Genomic DNA, 13,732 nt, shown 5'->3' with positions numbered 1-13,732 from the left:
CGCCGGTCAGCGACAGTCGGCACAGGTACCGAAGATCTCGATCGTGTGGGTGACGTCGGTGAAGTCGTGCTCCGCGGCGATCGCCGCCGCCCACCGCTCGACCGCCGGTCCCGCGACCTCGATCGCCTTGCCGCATTCGCGACAGAGCAGGTGATGGTGGTGCCCGGTGGAACAGCGCCGGTACATCGACTCGCCGCTGTCGGTGCGCACCACGTCGACCGCGTGCTCATCGGCCAGCGCCTGCAGGGCGCGGTAGACGGTGGTCAGGCCGATGCCCTCACCGCGGGAGCGCAGCTTCTCGTGCAGATCCTGGGCCGAACGAAACTCGTCGATCTCCTCGAGCAGGCCGACGATCGCCGCGCGCTGCTTGGTGGAACGTCGGGCTCGACCGGGCAGGCCGTTCCCTTCGCTCATCGATTCTCCCCACCGTGGTTCGCGGCATTCTCTTCCGCATGTGCGATCGCGTCGACGACGATGTGTACCAGATGGTCGTCCACCAGGCGATAGAGCACCTCGCGTCCGACCCGCTCACCGCGCACCACACCCGCGGACTTGAGTACGCGCAGATGCTGACTGACCAGCGGCTGGGTGATGTCGAGGATGCCGACCAGCTCGTGCACGCACCGCTCCGAGCGACGCAGCTGCAGAACGATATTGATGCGGACCGGCGCGGCGAGGGCGCGCAACAGTTCGCCGGCGGCTTCGAGGGTCTCCTTGGGAGGTACCGGTTCCGGCGGCGCCGGGAAGACCGACTCGTCCCCGTGTGGCTGCTCGCCGGCCGTCTCCTTGGCCGGATCGGTCGCTCGTGCCGCTTTGGTCACCGCTCACCCCTTGAATGAAAACCGTTTCCATTATGTGGCGGGGATATATGCGTGTCAAGCGATATGTTCCGCCGCGCCGGCCCATCCGCCGGCCGGGACCTCCGGGCGGGCCGTTAGGCTCGTCGGGTTGCTTCTGCACTCAACGTTCCCCGGTTCGCCGCCGGGTCCGGCACAAGGAAAGTGGTATCCGTGGCTCCGAAGTCCAAGATCGACGCCGTCGCGAATCTCGCGAAGCGCAGGGGGTTGGTGTACCCGAGCGGCGAGATCTACGGCGGTACCCGCTCCGCGTGGGACTACGGGCCACTGGGTGTGGAGCTCAAGGAGAACATCAAGCGGCAGTGGTGGCGTTCGATGGTCACCGGCCGCGAGGACGTCGTCGGCCTCGACTCGTCGGTGATCCTGCCCCGCCAGGTCTGGGTCGCGTCCGGCCACGTCGGCGTGTTCAACGACCCGCTGGTCGAGTGCCTCAACTGTCACAAGCGCCACCGGCAGGACCACCTGCAGGAGGCGTACGCGGAGAAGCACGGCCTCGATGATCCGGACGCGGTATCGATGGACGAGATCGTCTGCCCCGACTGCGGCACCAAGGGGCAGTGGACCGAGCCGCGCGACTTCAACATGATGCTCAAGACCTACCTCGGGCCGGTCGAGTCGGAGGACGGGCTGCACTACCTGCGCCCCGAGACCGCGCAGGGCATCTTCGTCAACTTCGCCAATGTGCTGACCACCTCGCGCAAGAAGCCGCCCTTCGGCATCGGCCAGATCGGCAAGAGCTTCCGCAACGAGATCACCCCCGGCAACTTCATCTTCCGCACCCGCGAGTTCGAGCAGATGGAGATGGAGTTCTTCGTCAAGCCGGGCGACGACGAGCAGTGGCACCAGTACTGGATCGACACCCGCCTGCAGTGGTACGTCGACCTCGGTATCGACCGCGACAACCTGCGCCTCTACGAGCACCCGAAGGAGAAGCTGTCGCACTACTCGAAGCGCACCGTCGACATCGAGTACCGCTTCTTCTTCGCCGGCAGCGAGTGGGGTGAGCTCGAGGGCGTCGCCAACCGCACCGACTTCGACCTGAGCACCCACGCCGAGCACTCCAAGGTCGACCTGAGCTACTACGACCAGGCCACCGAGACCCGGTACACCCCGTACGTCATCGAGCCGGCGGCCGGTCTGACCCGCTCGCTGATGGCCTTCCTGGTCGACTCGTACCACGAGGACGAGGCCCCCAACGCCAAGGGCGGCGTCGACAAGCGCACCGTGCTGCGCCTCGACCCGCGCCTCGCGCCGATCAAGGCCGCGGTGCTGCCGCTGAGCCGGCACGCCGACCTCACCCCGAAGGCCAAGGATCTCGCCGCCCAGCTGCGCGGTCTGTGGAACATCGAGTACGACGACGCCGGCGCGATCGGCCGTCGCTACCGCCGCCAGGACGAGGTCGGCACCCCGTTCTGCATCACCGTCGACTTCGACACCCTCGAGGACCAGGCGGTCACCATCCGCGAGCGCGACAGCATGGCGCAGGAGCGCGTCGGCCTGGACCGCGTCGTCGGCTACCTCGCCGAGCGGCTCGTCGGAGCCTGACCGACACCTCTTCGGCTTGGGGAGTTCTCCAGCCACCCGGTGGCTAGGAGGCTCCCCAAAGCCGGGGTCGAGGGGTGTGCGGGTTTCTAGTCGTCGGCGGCGGGGCGGGTCCGGGCGGGCGCCGTCAACGGATCGACGGTCGTTCGTACCCGTCCCGCATCGGAGGTGGTGGGCAACCCCTCCCGCACCCAGTACTCGTAGCCGCCGATCATCTCCCGCACGGTGTAGCCCAGGAGAGCGAACTCCAGCGCGGCCCGCGTCGAGCCGTTGCAGCCGGGACCCCAACAGTAGGTGACTACAGGAACATCCGTCGGGATCTCCCGGGTGGCGCGGTCGGCGATCTGCGCGGTCGGCAGGTGCAGCGCCCCGACGATGCGCCCCTGACGCCACGCCTGTTCCGAGCGGGAGTCGACCAGGACGAACCGATCGCCGGCCCGCTGCGCGGCGAAGACGTCGGAGGGGTCGGTCTCCATGGTCAGTCGATGGCGGAAGTGGCGCACCCGATCGGCGGGCGAGAGGGGCTCGTGCGAAGTCATGCGACGACGGTATCGACGGTGCGGCGGCCCGTGAACCGACAAATCCCGGCATCGATGCGCCATCGGCGGGAGCATCGCGGCAGTATCGGCATATGACCGTCAGTGACCCAGCGGGAATCGACCCGGTCGACGCCGCGATCATCCTCGAACTGCAGCGGGACGGCCGCGCCTCGATCGCGGAGGTCGCGCGGCGCATCTCGATGTCCCACAGCGCCACCGCCGAGCGGATCCGGCGGCTCGAGGAGACCGGCGTGATCACCGGCTACGGGGCCCGGATCGACCCGGAGAAACTCGGGTACACGATCACCGCGTTCCTGCGCCTGCGCTATCCGAGCAGCAGTTACGGCCCCCTGCACCGCGTGCTCGACGAGACGCCCGAGGTGATCGAGGCGCACCACGTCACCGGCGACGACTGCTTCGTCATGAAGGTGGTCGCGACGTCGATGCGCCACCTCGAACAGGTCTCCGGCCGCATCGGGGCGCTCGGCAGCGTCACCACCAGCGTCGCCTACTCCTCGACGGTTACCGGTCGGCCGCTCACGCCGATCGGTCGGCCGGTCGATGCGCGGACCTGAGCGCCCGCCCGTGCCACCATCTGGGTATGTCGCTGATCACCGCGGACGAGTACGAGTACGAGATCGGGGTTCCGGAGGTCACCGTGCAGTGGGGGCTGCACCGCACGGTTGTCTCCCCGGACGGTGACGACATCGAGCACACCGCCGGGCCGGTGTCCGGGCGCCTGGAGATCGAGCAGATCATCGACGCGCGGGTCCGCGAGATCGCCGGGGACCTGGCGCGGGTATCGGGGTCGACCTGGATACGCCGGCTGCACCACCGGGACGGAACGACCGTCGTCTACGAGATGGTCCTCGAGGTCACGGACTGGCGGTGCCTGGACTGCCGCACCAACATGTTGGAGATCGACGAGTACTTCATGGTGCACGACGACCTGTGGTTGAGCGTCGTGCCCGATCGCGTCGGCCATCTGTGCATCGGCTGCCTGGAGGGCCGGCTCGGGCGGCGCCTCACGCCCTCCGACTTCATCCCCGGCAAGGGGGCGATCTTCGGGCGGGCCACCGCGCGACTGCGCGATCGCCTGGGGTGGGACGCATCGGGGACCGACTCCTAGGAGACAGCCACAACAGGTACGGAATCGGGGGGTCCGAGGAGATAGTTGTCGCGGCGGCGCGGTGACGCATGGTCTGTGGCGAGGCCACCGCGGCGTGTCCGGCAGCGCCGGGCGCAGCAGCAGGGTGCGCGCAGGTCGGGTGATCAGAAGCGTCCGCCGCGGACGCGGCCGGAGCTGCCGGAGCCACCGAAGGAGGGGCCGCGATGACCGCCGCCACCCCCACCGAAGCCGCCGCCGAAGCCGCCGCTGCGCCCGCGGCTGCCGCCGGCCGAGCCCCGGATCATGCCCTCGACGAGCACACCGGCCAGCACGCCCGCGTTGAAGCCCGATCCGCCGCCGGTCGGGCGGTTGCGGGACTCGAAGGTCGCCACGTCCGACTTGGCGCGGGCGATCGCGCTCGACGCCAGCCGGGCCGCGGCGGCCGCGGACTGTTCGGCGGCCTCGGGGGACTGCTGGAGTTGCTGCTGGGCGACGCCGAGCTGCCGCTGGGCCTCGGCCAGGTTGGTGCGGGCCTCGGCGCCGATACCCCCGCGGCGGGTGGTGATGAAGTCGTTGGCGGCCGTGATCGCCGACTGGGCCTGCTGGATGCCGACGATCGCCCGCTGCGAGGCGCGATCGAAGCGGTCCTTCTCGTCGATCGCCGCGGCGAGCAGCCGACCCAGCTCGGCGTCGGACTGCGCCACCCGCTGCGCGCTGCCCAACGGGTCGGTCGAGCCGTTCGCCTCGGCCGCGGCCAGGGCCTCGCGGGCGTTCTGCTGGGCGCCCAACAGCTCCTGGCTCGCGTGCTCGCGGACGCTGCCGACCTTGTCGATATCGGTGCGCAGATCCGCCAGCGCGCTGGGGAGGTTTGCGATGGCCGCGGCGATGGCCGCATCGGCGTGGTCGACCGCATCGAGCAGCGCGGTGGCCTGGCCCAGGGCAGCCTCCGCGGTACGGATCGCGTCGACCACCGGCCCCTGCTGCCCGGCCGGAAGGACGACTGCCTTGCGGCCGGCGTCGATGTTCTGCTCGGCCAACTCGGCGTCGTGCCGCGCGAGGTCGATATTGTCGTCGACCGGATCGAGGACCGACGCCGGGTACTTCGCACGCAGGCTGTCCAGGATCCGCTGCGACTCGGGCAGCCGCGCGATGATCGCGATCTGCTGTTGGGTGAGCGCATCCAACCGGGACGGTGCCTCGATGAGCAGGTTGCGGGTCTGATCGAACTTCTCGACCTCGGCGTCGAGCTCCCGGTCCGCGGTGCCGCAGGACTTGATGATGTCGATCAGCATGTCCCGGCGCTGCTGCGGCGTCTCGGGGATCGAGTCCTCCAGTTGCTGGCGGATCTGGAAGGCGCGCGCCGATGCCGCCTTGGCGCGGTCCATCGCGGCGGAGAAGCCGGCCGCTCCGACCTGCCCCAATTCGTCGACCGCCAACTGCAATTCGTCCGCGGAGTTGAGGATGGCGTTGTCGGTTTCGACCAGGATCTCCTTGGCGCGCTCGTCGAGGACCTCGATCGGCAGCTTCGCCAGGCGGGCGGTGTCGGTCGGGTCGATCTCCCGCGCGTCGTCGACGCCACGGTTGAGCGCCCGCTTGCGCTTGATCCGCGATCGGACCACCAGGCCACCCGCACCGGCGACCGCAACGCCGCCGACGCCGATCAGGATCGCCGGGTTGATCCCGGCGTAAGCGTTGGAGAACCCGTCGGCGGCGGCCACCGCGGCGCCGGCCCAGTCGCCGTTGCGCAAGGCCGGCTCCACCGAGTTGGTCTCGATCGACGCGAAGTCGCTGTCGGATACCGAGGTGTTCTCCGGCGAGACCCACAGCCCGTAGGCGCGGTCCTGGACGGCGACGGCGAGCAGCGCGTCGTTGGGGCCGAAATCGCTGTTGTCGGCGGTCTGGTTGATCCAGCTCTCGTACCCGATGCCGTTGAAGGTGTTGACGTAGACCACCCACAGCTGCAGGCCGTGATCATTGAAGAGGGAGTCGGTCGCCTCCTGGATGCGCGCCTCATCGGCGCTGCTCAGCACCCCGGCGTCATCGGTGATCGGCTGCGGGACGCGCATCGGCGCCTCGGCCGTCGACGCGCCGATCCCGAGAAGACAGCCCAGGGCGGCCAGCGACAGAACGATCAACAAGCGGGCGAAACGGCGCGCGGCTGGCATGCCACGAAAGATACCCGGGGCAGAATCGACGTGTGAGAGTGGTCGGCCGATGGACAGCCCGGTTGCTGGTCGGGGTAGTGGTGATGGCAATCCTCCTGGTCGGCGGTACCGCCTTCCGGGTGTGGCAGGTCGCTCGCATCACCGATCTCGATCACGCCAATGCGATCGCCGTGCTCGGCGCCGCGCAGTACACGGGCGTGCCCTCCTCGGTCTTCGCCGCGCGACTCGACCAGGCCGCCGCCCTCTACAACGCCGGTATCGCCCCGACGATCGTCACCGTCGGCGGCAAGCAGGAGGGCGACCTCTATACCGAGGCCGCATCCGGCAAGGCCTATCTGATGGACCAGGGCATCCCCGGGGACTCGATCGTCGCCCTGGAGACCGGCTCGGACACGCTCGGCAGCATCGACTCGATCGCCGACTATCTGATCGGCCAGGGCACGACCGATGTGGTGGTGGTCAGCGACCCGTGGCATAGCTTGCGCGCCCGCACGATGGCTCGCGACGCCGGACTGAACGCCTGGACCGCGCCCACCCGCACCGGCCCGGCCGTCTACACCCGCGAGTCGCAATTGCACGGGATCATCCGGGAGACCTTCGCGCTGCTCTGGTACCAGGCCACCCATTCCAGCGCCGACCAGCTGTCCTATACGGCGGAGCAGTGACCCCGGCGCCCGCGGACCGCGAAATCGTGCCGCCGGCGTCGATTCGCGGTGACGTCTACGGGCCCGCCGAGTACGAGCGGATGTTCGACGAACCGCCCAAGACGGGCGGCCTGACCGGCGAGTCGCCGGACCGGCCACCGTTTGCCCGTGATCGGGCCCGAGTGCTGCACTCGGCCGCGCTGCGGAGGCTGGCGGACAAGACGCAGGTCGTCGGGCCGCGCGACGGCGACACCCCGCGCACCCGGCTGACGCACTCCCTGGAGGTCGCGCAGATCGGCCGGTCGATCGGGGAGCGCCTCGGGTTCGACGCCGACCTGGTCGACCTGGCGGGGCTCGCGCACGATATCGGCCATCCGCCCTATGGGCACAACGGCGAACGGGCGCTCAACGACTTCGCGGTGGATGCCGGTGGCTTCGAGGGCAATGCGCAGAATCTGCGCATCCTGGCCGGTCTGGAACCGAAGGTGATCGACGCCGACGGGCACAGCCGCGGCCTCAATCTGACCCGAGCCGCGCTGGACGCGGTGATGAAGTATCCGTGGACGGCCGCGCATCCGCGTCGCGGCAAGTACGGCGCCTACCTGGCCGATCAGGAGGTCTACGACTGGGTGCGCCTCGACGCGCCGGCCGGTCGGCAGTGCATCGAGGCGCAGATCATGGACTGGTCCGACGATGTCGCCTACTCGGTACACGACGTCGAGGACGGGATCGCGGCCGGGCGCATCCAACCCGTGAAGCTGCGCGATCCGTTGGAACAGAAGGCGATTGCCTATCTGGGCAACGACGAGACCGGGCTCGACATCAATCTGCTCGAGGAGGCCGGCCAACGGCTGATGCGGCTGCCGGCGCTGCGGGACCTTTATACCGACAACGGTTCGCTGCGGATGCTCGCCTCGTTGACCCGGCTGACCAGTGAACTGGTCGGCCGATTCACCTCTGCGGCGATCGCTGCCACCGCCCCCTATGTCGCCGGGCGCTACACCACCGACCTGCGGGTACCCGACGAACTGCGCGCCGAGGTGATCTACCTCAAGACCGTCGCCCTGCAATACGTGATGAGTGAGCAGGACCACCTCGACAACCAGAACCGGCAGCGGGTGCGCATCGCCGAGGCGGCGAACCTGCTGGTGGCCGATCCGAACCTGTTGAACCGGTTCTTCCGGGACCGTTTCGACGCCGCCGAGACCGATCCCGAACGGGTCCGGGTGGTCGTCGACCAGATCGCCTCGCTCACCGAGAGCCGCCTCGAAGACATGCTGCTTCGGAATCGGACCTAGACTCGTCCGGTGCCTGGTCGAATTCCCGAACGCGATATCGCGGCGATCCGCGAACGGGTGCGCATCGAGGAGGTCGTCGGCGACTACGTGGCGCTGCGCGCCCCGCGAGCCGGGGGCATGCTGGGCCTCTGCCCGTTCCACGACGAGAAGTCCCCGTCGTTCAACGTGCGCCCCACCCACGGCACCTTCCACTGCTTCGGCTGCCACGAGGGTGGCGACGTCTTCACCTTCCTGCAGAAGATCGACCACCTGACCTTCGTCGAAGCGGTCGAGCAGCTCGCCGACCGCATCGGCTACACGATCAACTACGAGGGCGGCGGCACCTCCGTCCAGCGCGACCGAGGTACCCGCGCCCGGCTGGTGGCCGCCAATGCCGCGGCGGCCGCGTTCTACGCCGAACGGTTGGGCACGCCGGAGGCGGCGACCGCCCGCGACTATCTGACCGAGCGGGGATTCACCGCCAAGGACGCCGAACAGTTCGGCTGCGGGTACGCGCCCGCCGGCTGGGACACCCTGACGAAGCATCTGATCGGCAAGGGTTTCGAATTCGCCGAACTCGAGGCGGCCGGCCTGGCCCGGCAGGGTCGGCGCGGCCCGATCGACCGCTTCCATCGCCGCCTGCTCTGGCCGATCCGCAACCTATCCGGCGACACGATCGGCTTCGGCGCCCGCAAACTGTTCGACGACGACACGATGCCCGGCAAGTACGTCAACACCCCGGAAACGTTGTTGTACAAGAAGTCCGAAGTGCTCTTCGGGCTCGATCAAGCGAAGCGGGATATCGCCAAGGCGCACCAGGCCGTCGTGGTGGAGGGTTATACCGACGTGATGGCGATGCAGGCGGCCGGGGTGCCGACCGCCGTTGCAGCCTGCGGAACCGCCTTCGGTGAGCAGCATCTGGCGATGCTGCGACGGCTGCTGCTCGACGACAAGTTCTGGCGCGGCGAGATCATCTACACCTTCGACGGTGACGACGCCGGACGCGCCGCCGCCCTCAAGGCGTTCGAGGGGGACCAGAAGATCTCGGGGCAAACGTTTGTCGCGATCGCGCCGGACGGTATGGACCCCTGCGAGCTGCGTCAGAAGTCCGGCGACGCCTCGGTGCGCGACCTGGTGGCGCGCCGGGTGCCGATGTTCGAGTTCGCGATTCGTTCGATCGTCGACGACTGCGATCTCGACACTGCGGAGGGGCAGGTCGAGGCGCTGCGCCGGGCGGTGCCGGTGGTGGCGCGCATCCGGGACCGGGCGCTGCGGGAGAACTACGCGACCCGGCTGTCCGGTTGGGTCGGGTGGGCCGACGAGCCGATGGTGCTGCGCCGGGTGCGCGAGGAGGCCGCCCGTGAACGTGCCGGGACCGCCGCTCCTCAGCAGCAGACTCGGCGACGCGAACAGCCGCGGGGAGCGGTGCCGGAGACCGGTGACGGGGAGGTCGTGCTGCCGGATCGGGCCGACCCCGCGCTGTGGCCGCAGCGCGATTCGCTCAAGGCCGCCCTGCAGTATCCGGCGATCGCGGGCGCGGTCTTCGATTCGTTGCCCGACGACAGCTTCAGCGAGGCGACCTACGGGGCGATCCGCACGGCGATCGCCGCGGCCGGCGGCACCGCGGCGGGCCTCGGCGGCGCCGAATGGGTCGACGCGGTCAACAAGGCGCTGCCGGATCGGCGGCTGCACCGGTTGCTCACCGAACTGGCCGTCGAACCGCTACCGACCGTCGAGGCCGGGGTCGAACGGTACGTCGGCAGCGTCCTGGCGCGGTTGCAGGAGGTCTGGGTGGGCCGACAGGTCGCCGACCTCAAGTCGCGGATGCAGCGGATGAGTCAGGCCGATCACCCGGACGAGTTCCACGCCCTCTTCGGCGATCTGGTCGCCCTCGAGCAGTACCGCCGCAGCCTGCTCGAGCGCGCGACCGGCTCCACCGCCGAATCGCGCTGATTCGGTCGGCCCGCGCGGCCGGGCGGGCCCGGTGAGCCGCGATCAGAGCTTGTCGTGCGGCACCAGGACGGTGGTGTCCTCGTCCTGATCGGCGGAGCGGTCGACCACCCGCACCGGTTCGAGTTTCGGCTTGGTGCTGATGACGTCCGCCACCTTCTGTCGACCCGCATGGACCGCCTTGCGGGTGACCGGACTGGTCGCCACCGCCTTCGTGGCCCTACTGATCTGCTCGTACCTCGCACGGCCGGCCTTGGTGCCCAGCACGTACCCGGCCGCCAACCCGGCGACAAACCCGATCATCGACGATTCCCTTCCGCGTGGCTTCGCAGGTTCCCCATACTGCCCGATGCGGTCGCCGACGAGGCGATTGGTACCGGGGTGGGTCGGTACGCTAGAGTCTGTCCTCGGTCGCCGAGCCACCCGGCTCGGAGGTCACAGCAGTCCCCCATAGCTCAATTGGCAGAGCATTCGACTGTTAATCGAAGGGTTACTGGTTCAAGTCCAGTTGGGGGAGCAACGAAAACCCGCAGGGAACTGCGGGTTTTCTTGTATCTGAAGGCGGCTCCTGCGTGGGTACCAGGTGGGTACGTAGTCCGGCTTGTGGAGCCAGGGCTACCTTGGAGTGGCTCACAGGATCATCTCCTTCTCGGTCTCTGCTCCTGCGGGTGCGGGGCGCTGCCTGAACGCGTGCGCTGAGAGCAAGACGGCGACCGGGAGGCCGGCGACGCAGACCGCGAGCGCGACGTGGTAGCCGATCTCGAACGCATTTCTGGCGGTGCAGCCCGTCGTCGGTGGAGGTGACGACAACGGCACGAGCGATGCGAACACGGTGTTGGTCTTGCTCGACCGGCTGCGGCTGGGGCAGCAGCGTCGTTCTGATCGACCACACCGGGCACGACGACCAGGGCAGTACGTGGGGTGCGTCCGGCAAGCGAGGTGCGCCCGACTACGAACTGATGTTGTCGTCGGACGGCATCCCCGACGAGAGGACGGCGGCCTGCTTCAACGTGCTCGTCGCCCGGGATCGCGGACGAGCGGTGCGCCACCATCTAGCTGTAATGACCAGGGACGTTGTTCTCGATCGGGTGGTGTGTCGATCCGACAGGCGTGAAGGCCTCCGGTTGTGAAGTGGAGCTGTACAAGGAACCGCTTCACCAACCAGGAGGCCTTCGTATCCCACCCGAAAGCTGCTCTGACCCCGAAAGCCCTGTCAATGGCCAGGTTGAAGTATCCGCTGGTGGCCAGCTGAAAGTATCCACCCCGTGCGGTAGTTCCTAGGTTGGTGTGGGCTGCTCCTTCCGGTGTTGGGCGTCTTTCATGCGGTAGGAATCACCGTCGGTGATAACGACGGTGGCGTGGTGCAGGAGCCGGTCGAGGATGCTGACGGCGGTGGTCTGCTCGGGCAGGAAGCGGCCCCACTGCTCGAAGGGCCAGTGCGAGCCGATGGCTAACGATCGGCGTTCGTAGGCGCCGGCGACGAGCCGGAACAACAACTGGGTGCCGGTGTCATCCAAGGGGGCGAAGCCGAGTTCGTCGAGGATGATCAGGTCGACCCGCAGCAGGGATTCGATGATCTTGCCGGCGGTGTTGTCGGCCAAGCCTCGGTAAAGTGTCTCCACGAGGTCGGCGGCGGTGAAGTAGCGGACCTTGTGCCCGGCGTGGATCGCCGCTGTCCCCAACGCGATCAGGGTGTGGGACTTGCCGGTGCCGGCGGGTCCGATGATCGCCAGATTCTGTTGGGCTCGTATCCATTCCAGGCTCGACAGGTACTCGAAGGTCTTCGGCGGGATCGAGGACGCGCCCACATCGAAGGACTCCAGTGTCTTGGGCACGGGGAACGCGGCGGCCTTGAGGCGGTTGACGATGTTGGAAGCGTCCCGTGCCGCCAACTCCGTCTCAACCAGCGTGCGCAGGACTTCCTCGGGGGTCCAGCGTTGGGTCTTGGCGGTGATCAGGACTTCGGGTGCGGTGCGTCGCACCGCGGCGAGTTTCAACCGCCGCAATCCAGCGTCCAGATCGGCGGCCAGTGGCGGAACCGACGGTGGTGCAACAGGTTCGACGTCGGTGATGGGTGGGGTCTTGGTCACGGGATCACCTCACCATCGGCAACGGCCGGGGTAATCCGGTAGGCGTCCAGGGACCGGGTCGGGGCCACCGGCAGATCCAAGATCAGGGCGTCCCCGGCCGGGCGGGGCTGCGGTGTGCCGATGCCGGCGGCCAGGATGGAACGCACGTCGGCGGCCCGGAACCGGCGAAACGCCACCGCCCGGTGCAACGCGGCGACCAACGCCGCCTCACCGTGGGCCGCGCCCAGGGCGAGCAGGATCTCCAACTCCGAACCGAGGCGGGTGTTGCCGATCGCCGCAGCACCGACCAGGAACGCCTGTGCATCGGCACCGAGGTCGCAGAACTGCTTTTCTACCGTGGTCTTCGGCCGCGGCCCGCGGCTGGGCGCCGGGCGCGGTCCGTCGTAGTGCTCGTCGAGGATCGAGGTCCCGCCGGGGGCGACGAGTTCATGTTCGGCCACAACCACCCCTGTCGCCGGCTCCAGCAGGATGATCGCATCGTGGTCGACGACCACCGTCACCGTGGTGCCGATCAGTCGAGTCGGCACCGAGTAGCGGGCCGACCCGTACCTGATACAGGACAGGCGGTCGACCTTGCGCAGCACCGACGAGGCGCCGATCTGCAATCGAAGTGATGGGAGTGGTTGCAGCAGTTCGCGTTCGGCGATCCACCGCTCGTTCGGGATGGCGCAGATCTCCGAGTGGCGAACCGGCGGATCGCCGAGTTGGTCGATGCGTCCCCGACGACGGTGATCGCGTGGCGCAACCGATATCTCGACCGCGGCCTGACTGGTCTCGCGGATCGGGAGCGGTCGGGTCGTCCCCGCAGCCTCGACCGGGATGCGATCATCGTGGCGACCTTGACCCCACCCCCCGAAACGTCTCGGCGTGACGCACTGGTCGACGCGGCTGTTGGCGTCGAGGCTGGGGATCTCCGACGCCTCGGTCGCCCGGGTGTGGCGAGCGTACGGGATCAAACCTTTCAGGGCGGAGTCGTTCCGGTTTTCCACCGACCCGGAGTTGGTCGGGAAAGTCACCGACATCTGCGGGTTGTATCTGCACCCGCCGCAGAACGCGATCGTGCTGTGTGTCGACGAGAAATCCCAGATCCAGGCGTTGGACCGGACGGTGCCGATCCTTCCGACCCAACCCGGACAGGTCGAACGCTGCTCCCACGACTACTACCGGCACGCCACCACCACCTTGTTCGCCGCGTTGGACATCGCCACCGGCACGGTCACCGCCGCATTGAAACCGAAACACCGGCATCAGGAGTTCTTGGCGTTCCTCAAACAGATCGACCGCACCTACAAGGATGTCGTCGACGCCGCCGGCGAGCCGGTCGAGTTGCATCTGGTGATGGACAACTACGCCGCCCACAAACACGCCGATGTGCGGGCATGGCTCGCGAAGCATCCCCGGATCATCGCGCATTTCACCCCGACCCACGCCTCGTGGATGAACCTCGTCGAAGCCTGGTTCGGCATCGTCGAGCGCCAAGCGATCCGGCGTGGTGTCTTCACCTCCGTCAAGGACCTCAACACCAAGATCCGGGCGTTCATCGACGGCTGGAACCCTCTG

At 68.3% G+C, this 13,732-nt stretch carries 13 protein-coding genes, 1 tRNA gene and 2 pseudogenes; 9 read left to right on the top strand and 7 right to left on the bottom strand.

Annotated elements, in window-relative coordinates:
- Window positions 1-6: 6 nt before the first annotated feature.
- Together MB1_RS04925 and MB1_RS04920 are read right to left on the bottom strand one after the other, a co-directional pair.
- Entirely contained in the window at window positions 7-414 is a 408-nt protein-coding gene (locus MB1_RS04925) for a Fur family transcriptional regulator (protein ID WP_066904368.1), read from the bottom strand.
- Window positions 411-821, bottom strand: a complete 411-nt coding sequence (locus MB1_RS04920) for an ArsR/SmtB family transcription factor (RefSeq protein WP_066904365.1) — start codon at window positions 819-821, stop codon at window positions 411-413. The genes MB1_RS04925 and MB1_RS04920 overlap by 4 nt, the downstream gene beginning before the upstream one ends.
- A 189-nt stretch (window positions 822-1,010) precedes the next feature.
- Between MB1_RS04920 and MB1_RS04915 the strand changes: the two genes are divergently transcribed.
- A complete protein-coding gene (locus tag MB1_RS04915; RefSeq protein WP_066904362.1) occupies window positions 1,011-2,402 on the top strand; it encodes a glycine--tRNA ligase in 1,392 nt (463 codons plus the stop codon).
- Between the two features lie 86 nt (window positions 2,403-2,488).
- Here MB1_RS04915 and MB1_RS04910 read toward each other — a convergent pair whose 3' ends face one another.
- Complete coding sequence (locus MB1_RS04910; protein ID WP_066904359.1) at window positions 2,489-2,938, bottom strand: rhodanese-like domain-containing protein; 450 nt, start codon at window positions 2,936-2,938, stop codon at window positions 2,489-2,491.
- A gap of 92 nt (window positions 2,939-3,030) precedes the next feature.
- Here MB1_RS04910 and MB1_RS04905 point away from each other — a divergent pair, with 92 nt between their 5' ends.
- Window positions 3,031-3,513 (top strand): Lrp/AsnC family transcriptional regulator, encoded by a 483-nt coding sequence (locus MB1_RS04905; RefSeq protein WP_066904356.1) that lies wholly within the window; start codon window positions 3,031-3,033, stop codon window positions 3,511-3,513.
- A 26-nt stretch (window positions 3,514-3,539) separates the two neighbouring features.
- Window positions 3,540-4,067 carry a hypothetical protein gene (locus MB1_RS25555; RefSeq protein WP_157083916.1) on the top strand — a complete coding sequence of 176 codons (528 nt, stop codon included), beginning with the start codon at window positions 3,540-3,542 and terminating at the stop codon, window positions 4,065-4,067.
- 143 nt (window positions 4,068-4,210) lie between these two features.
- On the opposite strand, the gene MB1_RS04895 is transcribed toward MB1_RS25555, so the two are convergent.
- On the bottom strand, window positions 4,211-6,211 hold the full coding sequence (locus MB1_RS04895; RefSeq protein WP_066904354.1) for a TPM domain-containing protein: 2,001 nt from the start codon (window positions 6,209-6,211) through the stop codon (window positions 4,211-4,213).
- Between the two features lie 83 nt (window positions 6,212-6,294).
- Here MB1_RS04895 and MB1_RS04890 point away from each other — a divergent pair, with 83 nt between their 5' ends.
- Genes MB1_RS04890 through dnaG form a run of 3 tightly spaced genes read left to right on the top strand, consistent with a single transcriptional unit; the run spans window position 6,295 to window position 10,085 of the window.
- Window positions 6,295-6,876, top strand: coding sequence for a YdcF family protein (locus MB1_RS04890; RefSeq protein WP_084351035.1), 582 nt, complete (start codon window positions 6,295-6,297; stop codon window positions 6,874-6,876).
- Window positions 6,873-8,153, top strand: a complete 1,281-nt coding sequence (locus tag MB1_RS04885) for a deoxyguanosinetriphosphate triphosphohydrolase (protein WP_281189812.1) — start codon at window positions 6,873-6,875, stop codon at window positions 8,151-8,153. The genes MB1_RS04890 and MB1_RS04885 overlap by 4 nt, the downstream gene beginning before the upstream one ends.
- Before the next feature lie 9 nt (window positions 8,154-8,162).
- On the top strand, window positions 8,163-10,085 hold the full coding sequence (gene dnaG, locus MB1_RS04880; RefSeq protein ID WP_066904349.1) for a DNA primase: 1,923 nt from the start codon (window positions 8,163-8,165) through the stop codon (window positions 10,083-10,085).
- A 42-nt stretch (window positions 10,086-10,127) separates the two neighbouring features.
- On the opposite strand, the gene MB1_RS04875 is transcribed toward dnaG, so the two are convergent.
- The gene (locus tag MB1_RS04875; RefSeq protein WP_066904346.1) at window positions 10,128-10,385 is read right to left on the bottom strand and encodes a hypothetical protein; all 258 of its coding nucleotides are present in this window, start codon (window positions 10,383-10,385) and stop codon (window positions 10,128-10,130) included.
- A gap of 141 nt (window positions 10,386-10,526) precedes the next feature.
- Here MB1_RS04875 and MB1_RS04870 point away from each other — a divergent pair.
- Window positions 10,527-10,599, top strand: a tRNA-Asn gene (locus tag MB1_RS04870).
- A gap of 760 nt (window positions 10,600-11,359) precedes the next feature.
- Here the strand turns inward: MB1_RS04870 and istB are convergent.
- A complete protein-coding gene (gene istB / locus MB1_RS04860; protein WP_174531934.1) occupies window positions 11,360-12,172 on the bottom strand; it encodes an IS21-like element helper ATPase IstB in 813 nt (270 codons plus the stop codon).
- Window positions 12,169-12,855, bottom strand: a pseudogene (locus tag MB1_RS04855) (Mu transposase domain-containing protein); the annotation flags it as partial. The gene istB and the pseudogene MB1_RS04855, both read right to left, overlap by 4 nt.
- On the opposite strand from MB1_RS04855, the pseudogene MB1_RS27025 reads away from it, so the two are divergent.
- A pseudogene (locus MB1_RS27025) lies at window positions 12,853-12,927 on the top strand (hypothetical protein); the annotation flags it as partial. The pseudogenes MB1_RS04855 and MB1_RS27025 overlap by 3 nt on opposite strands.
- A 112-nt stretch (window positions 12,928-13,039) precedes the next feature.
- On the top strand, window positions 13,040-13,732 hold a 693-nt coding region (locus MB1_RS04850; protein ID WP_439646921.1), incomplete at its 3' end, for an IS630 family transposase.

It is taken from the genome of Millisia brevis NBRC 105863 (assembly GCF_001552615.1).
Taxonomy (GTDB): domain Bacteria; phylum Actinomycetota; class Actinomycetes; order Mycobacteriales; family Mycobacteriaceae; genus Millisia; species Millisia brevis.
This window is presented reverse-complemented; position numbering and strand designations above follow the sequence as displayed.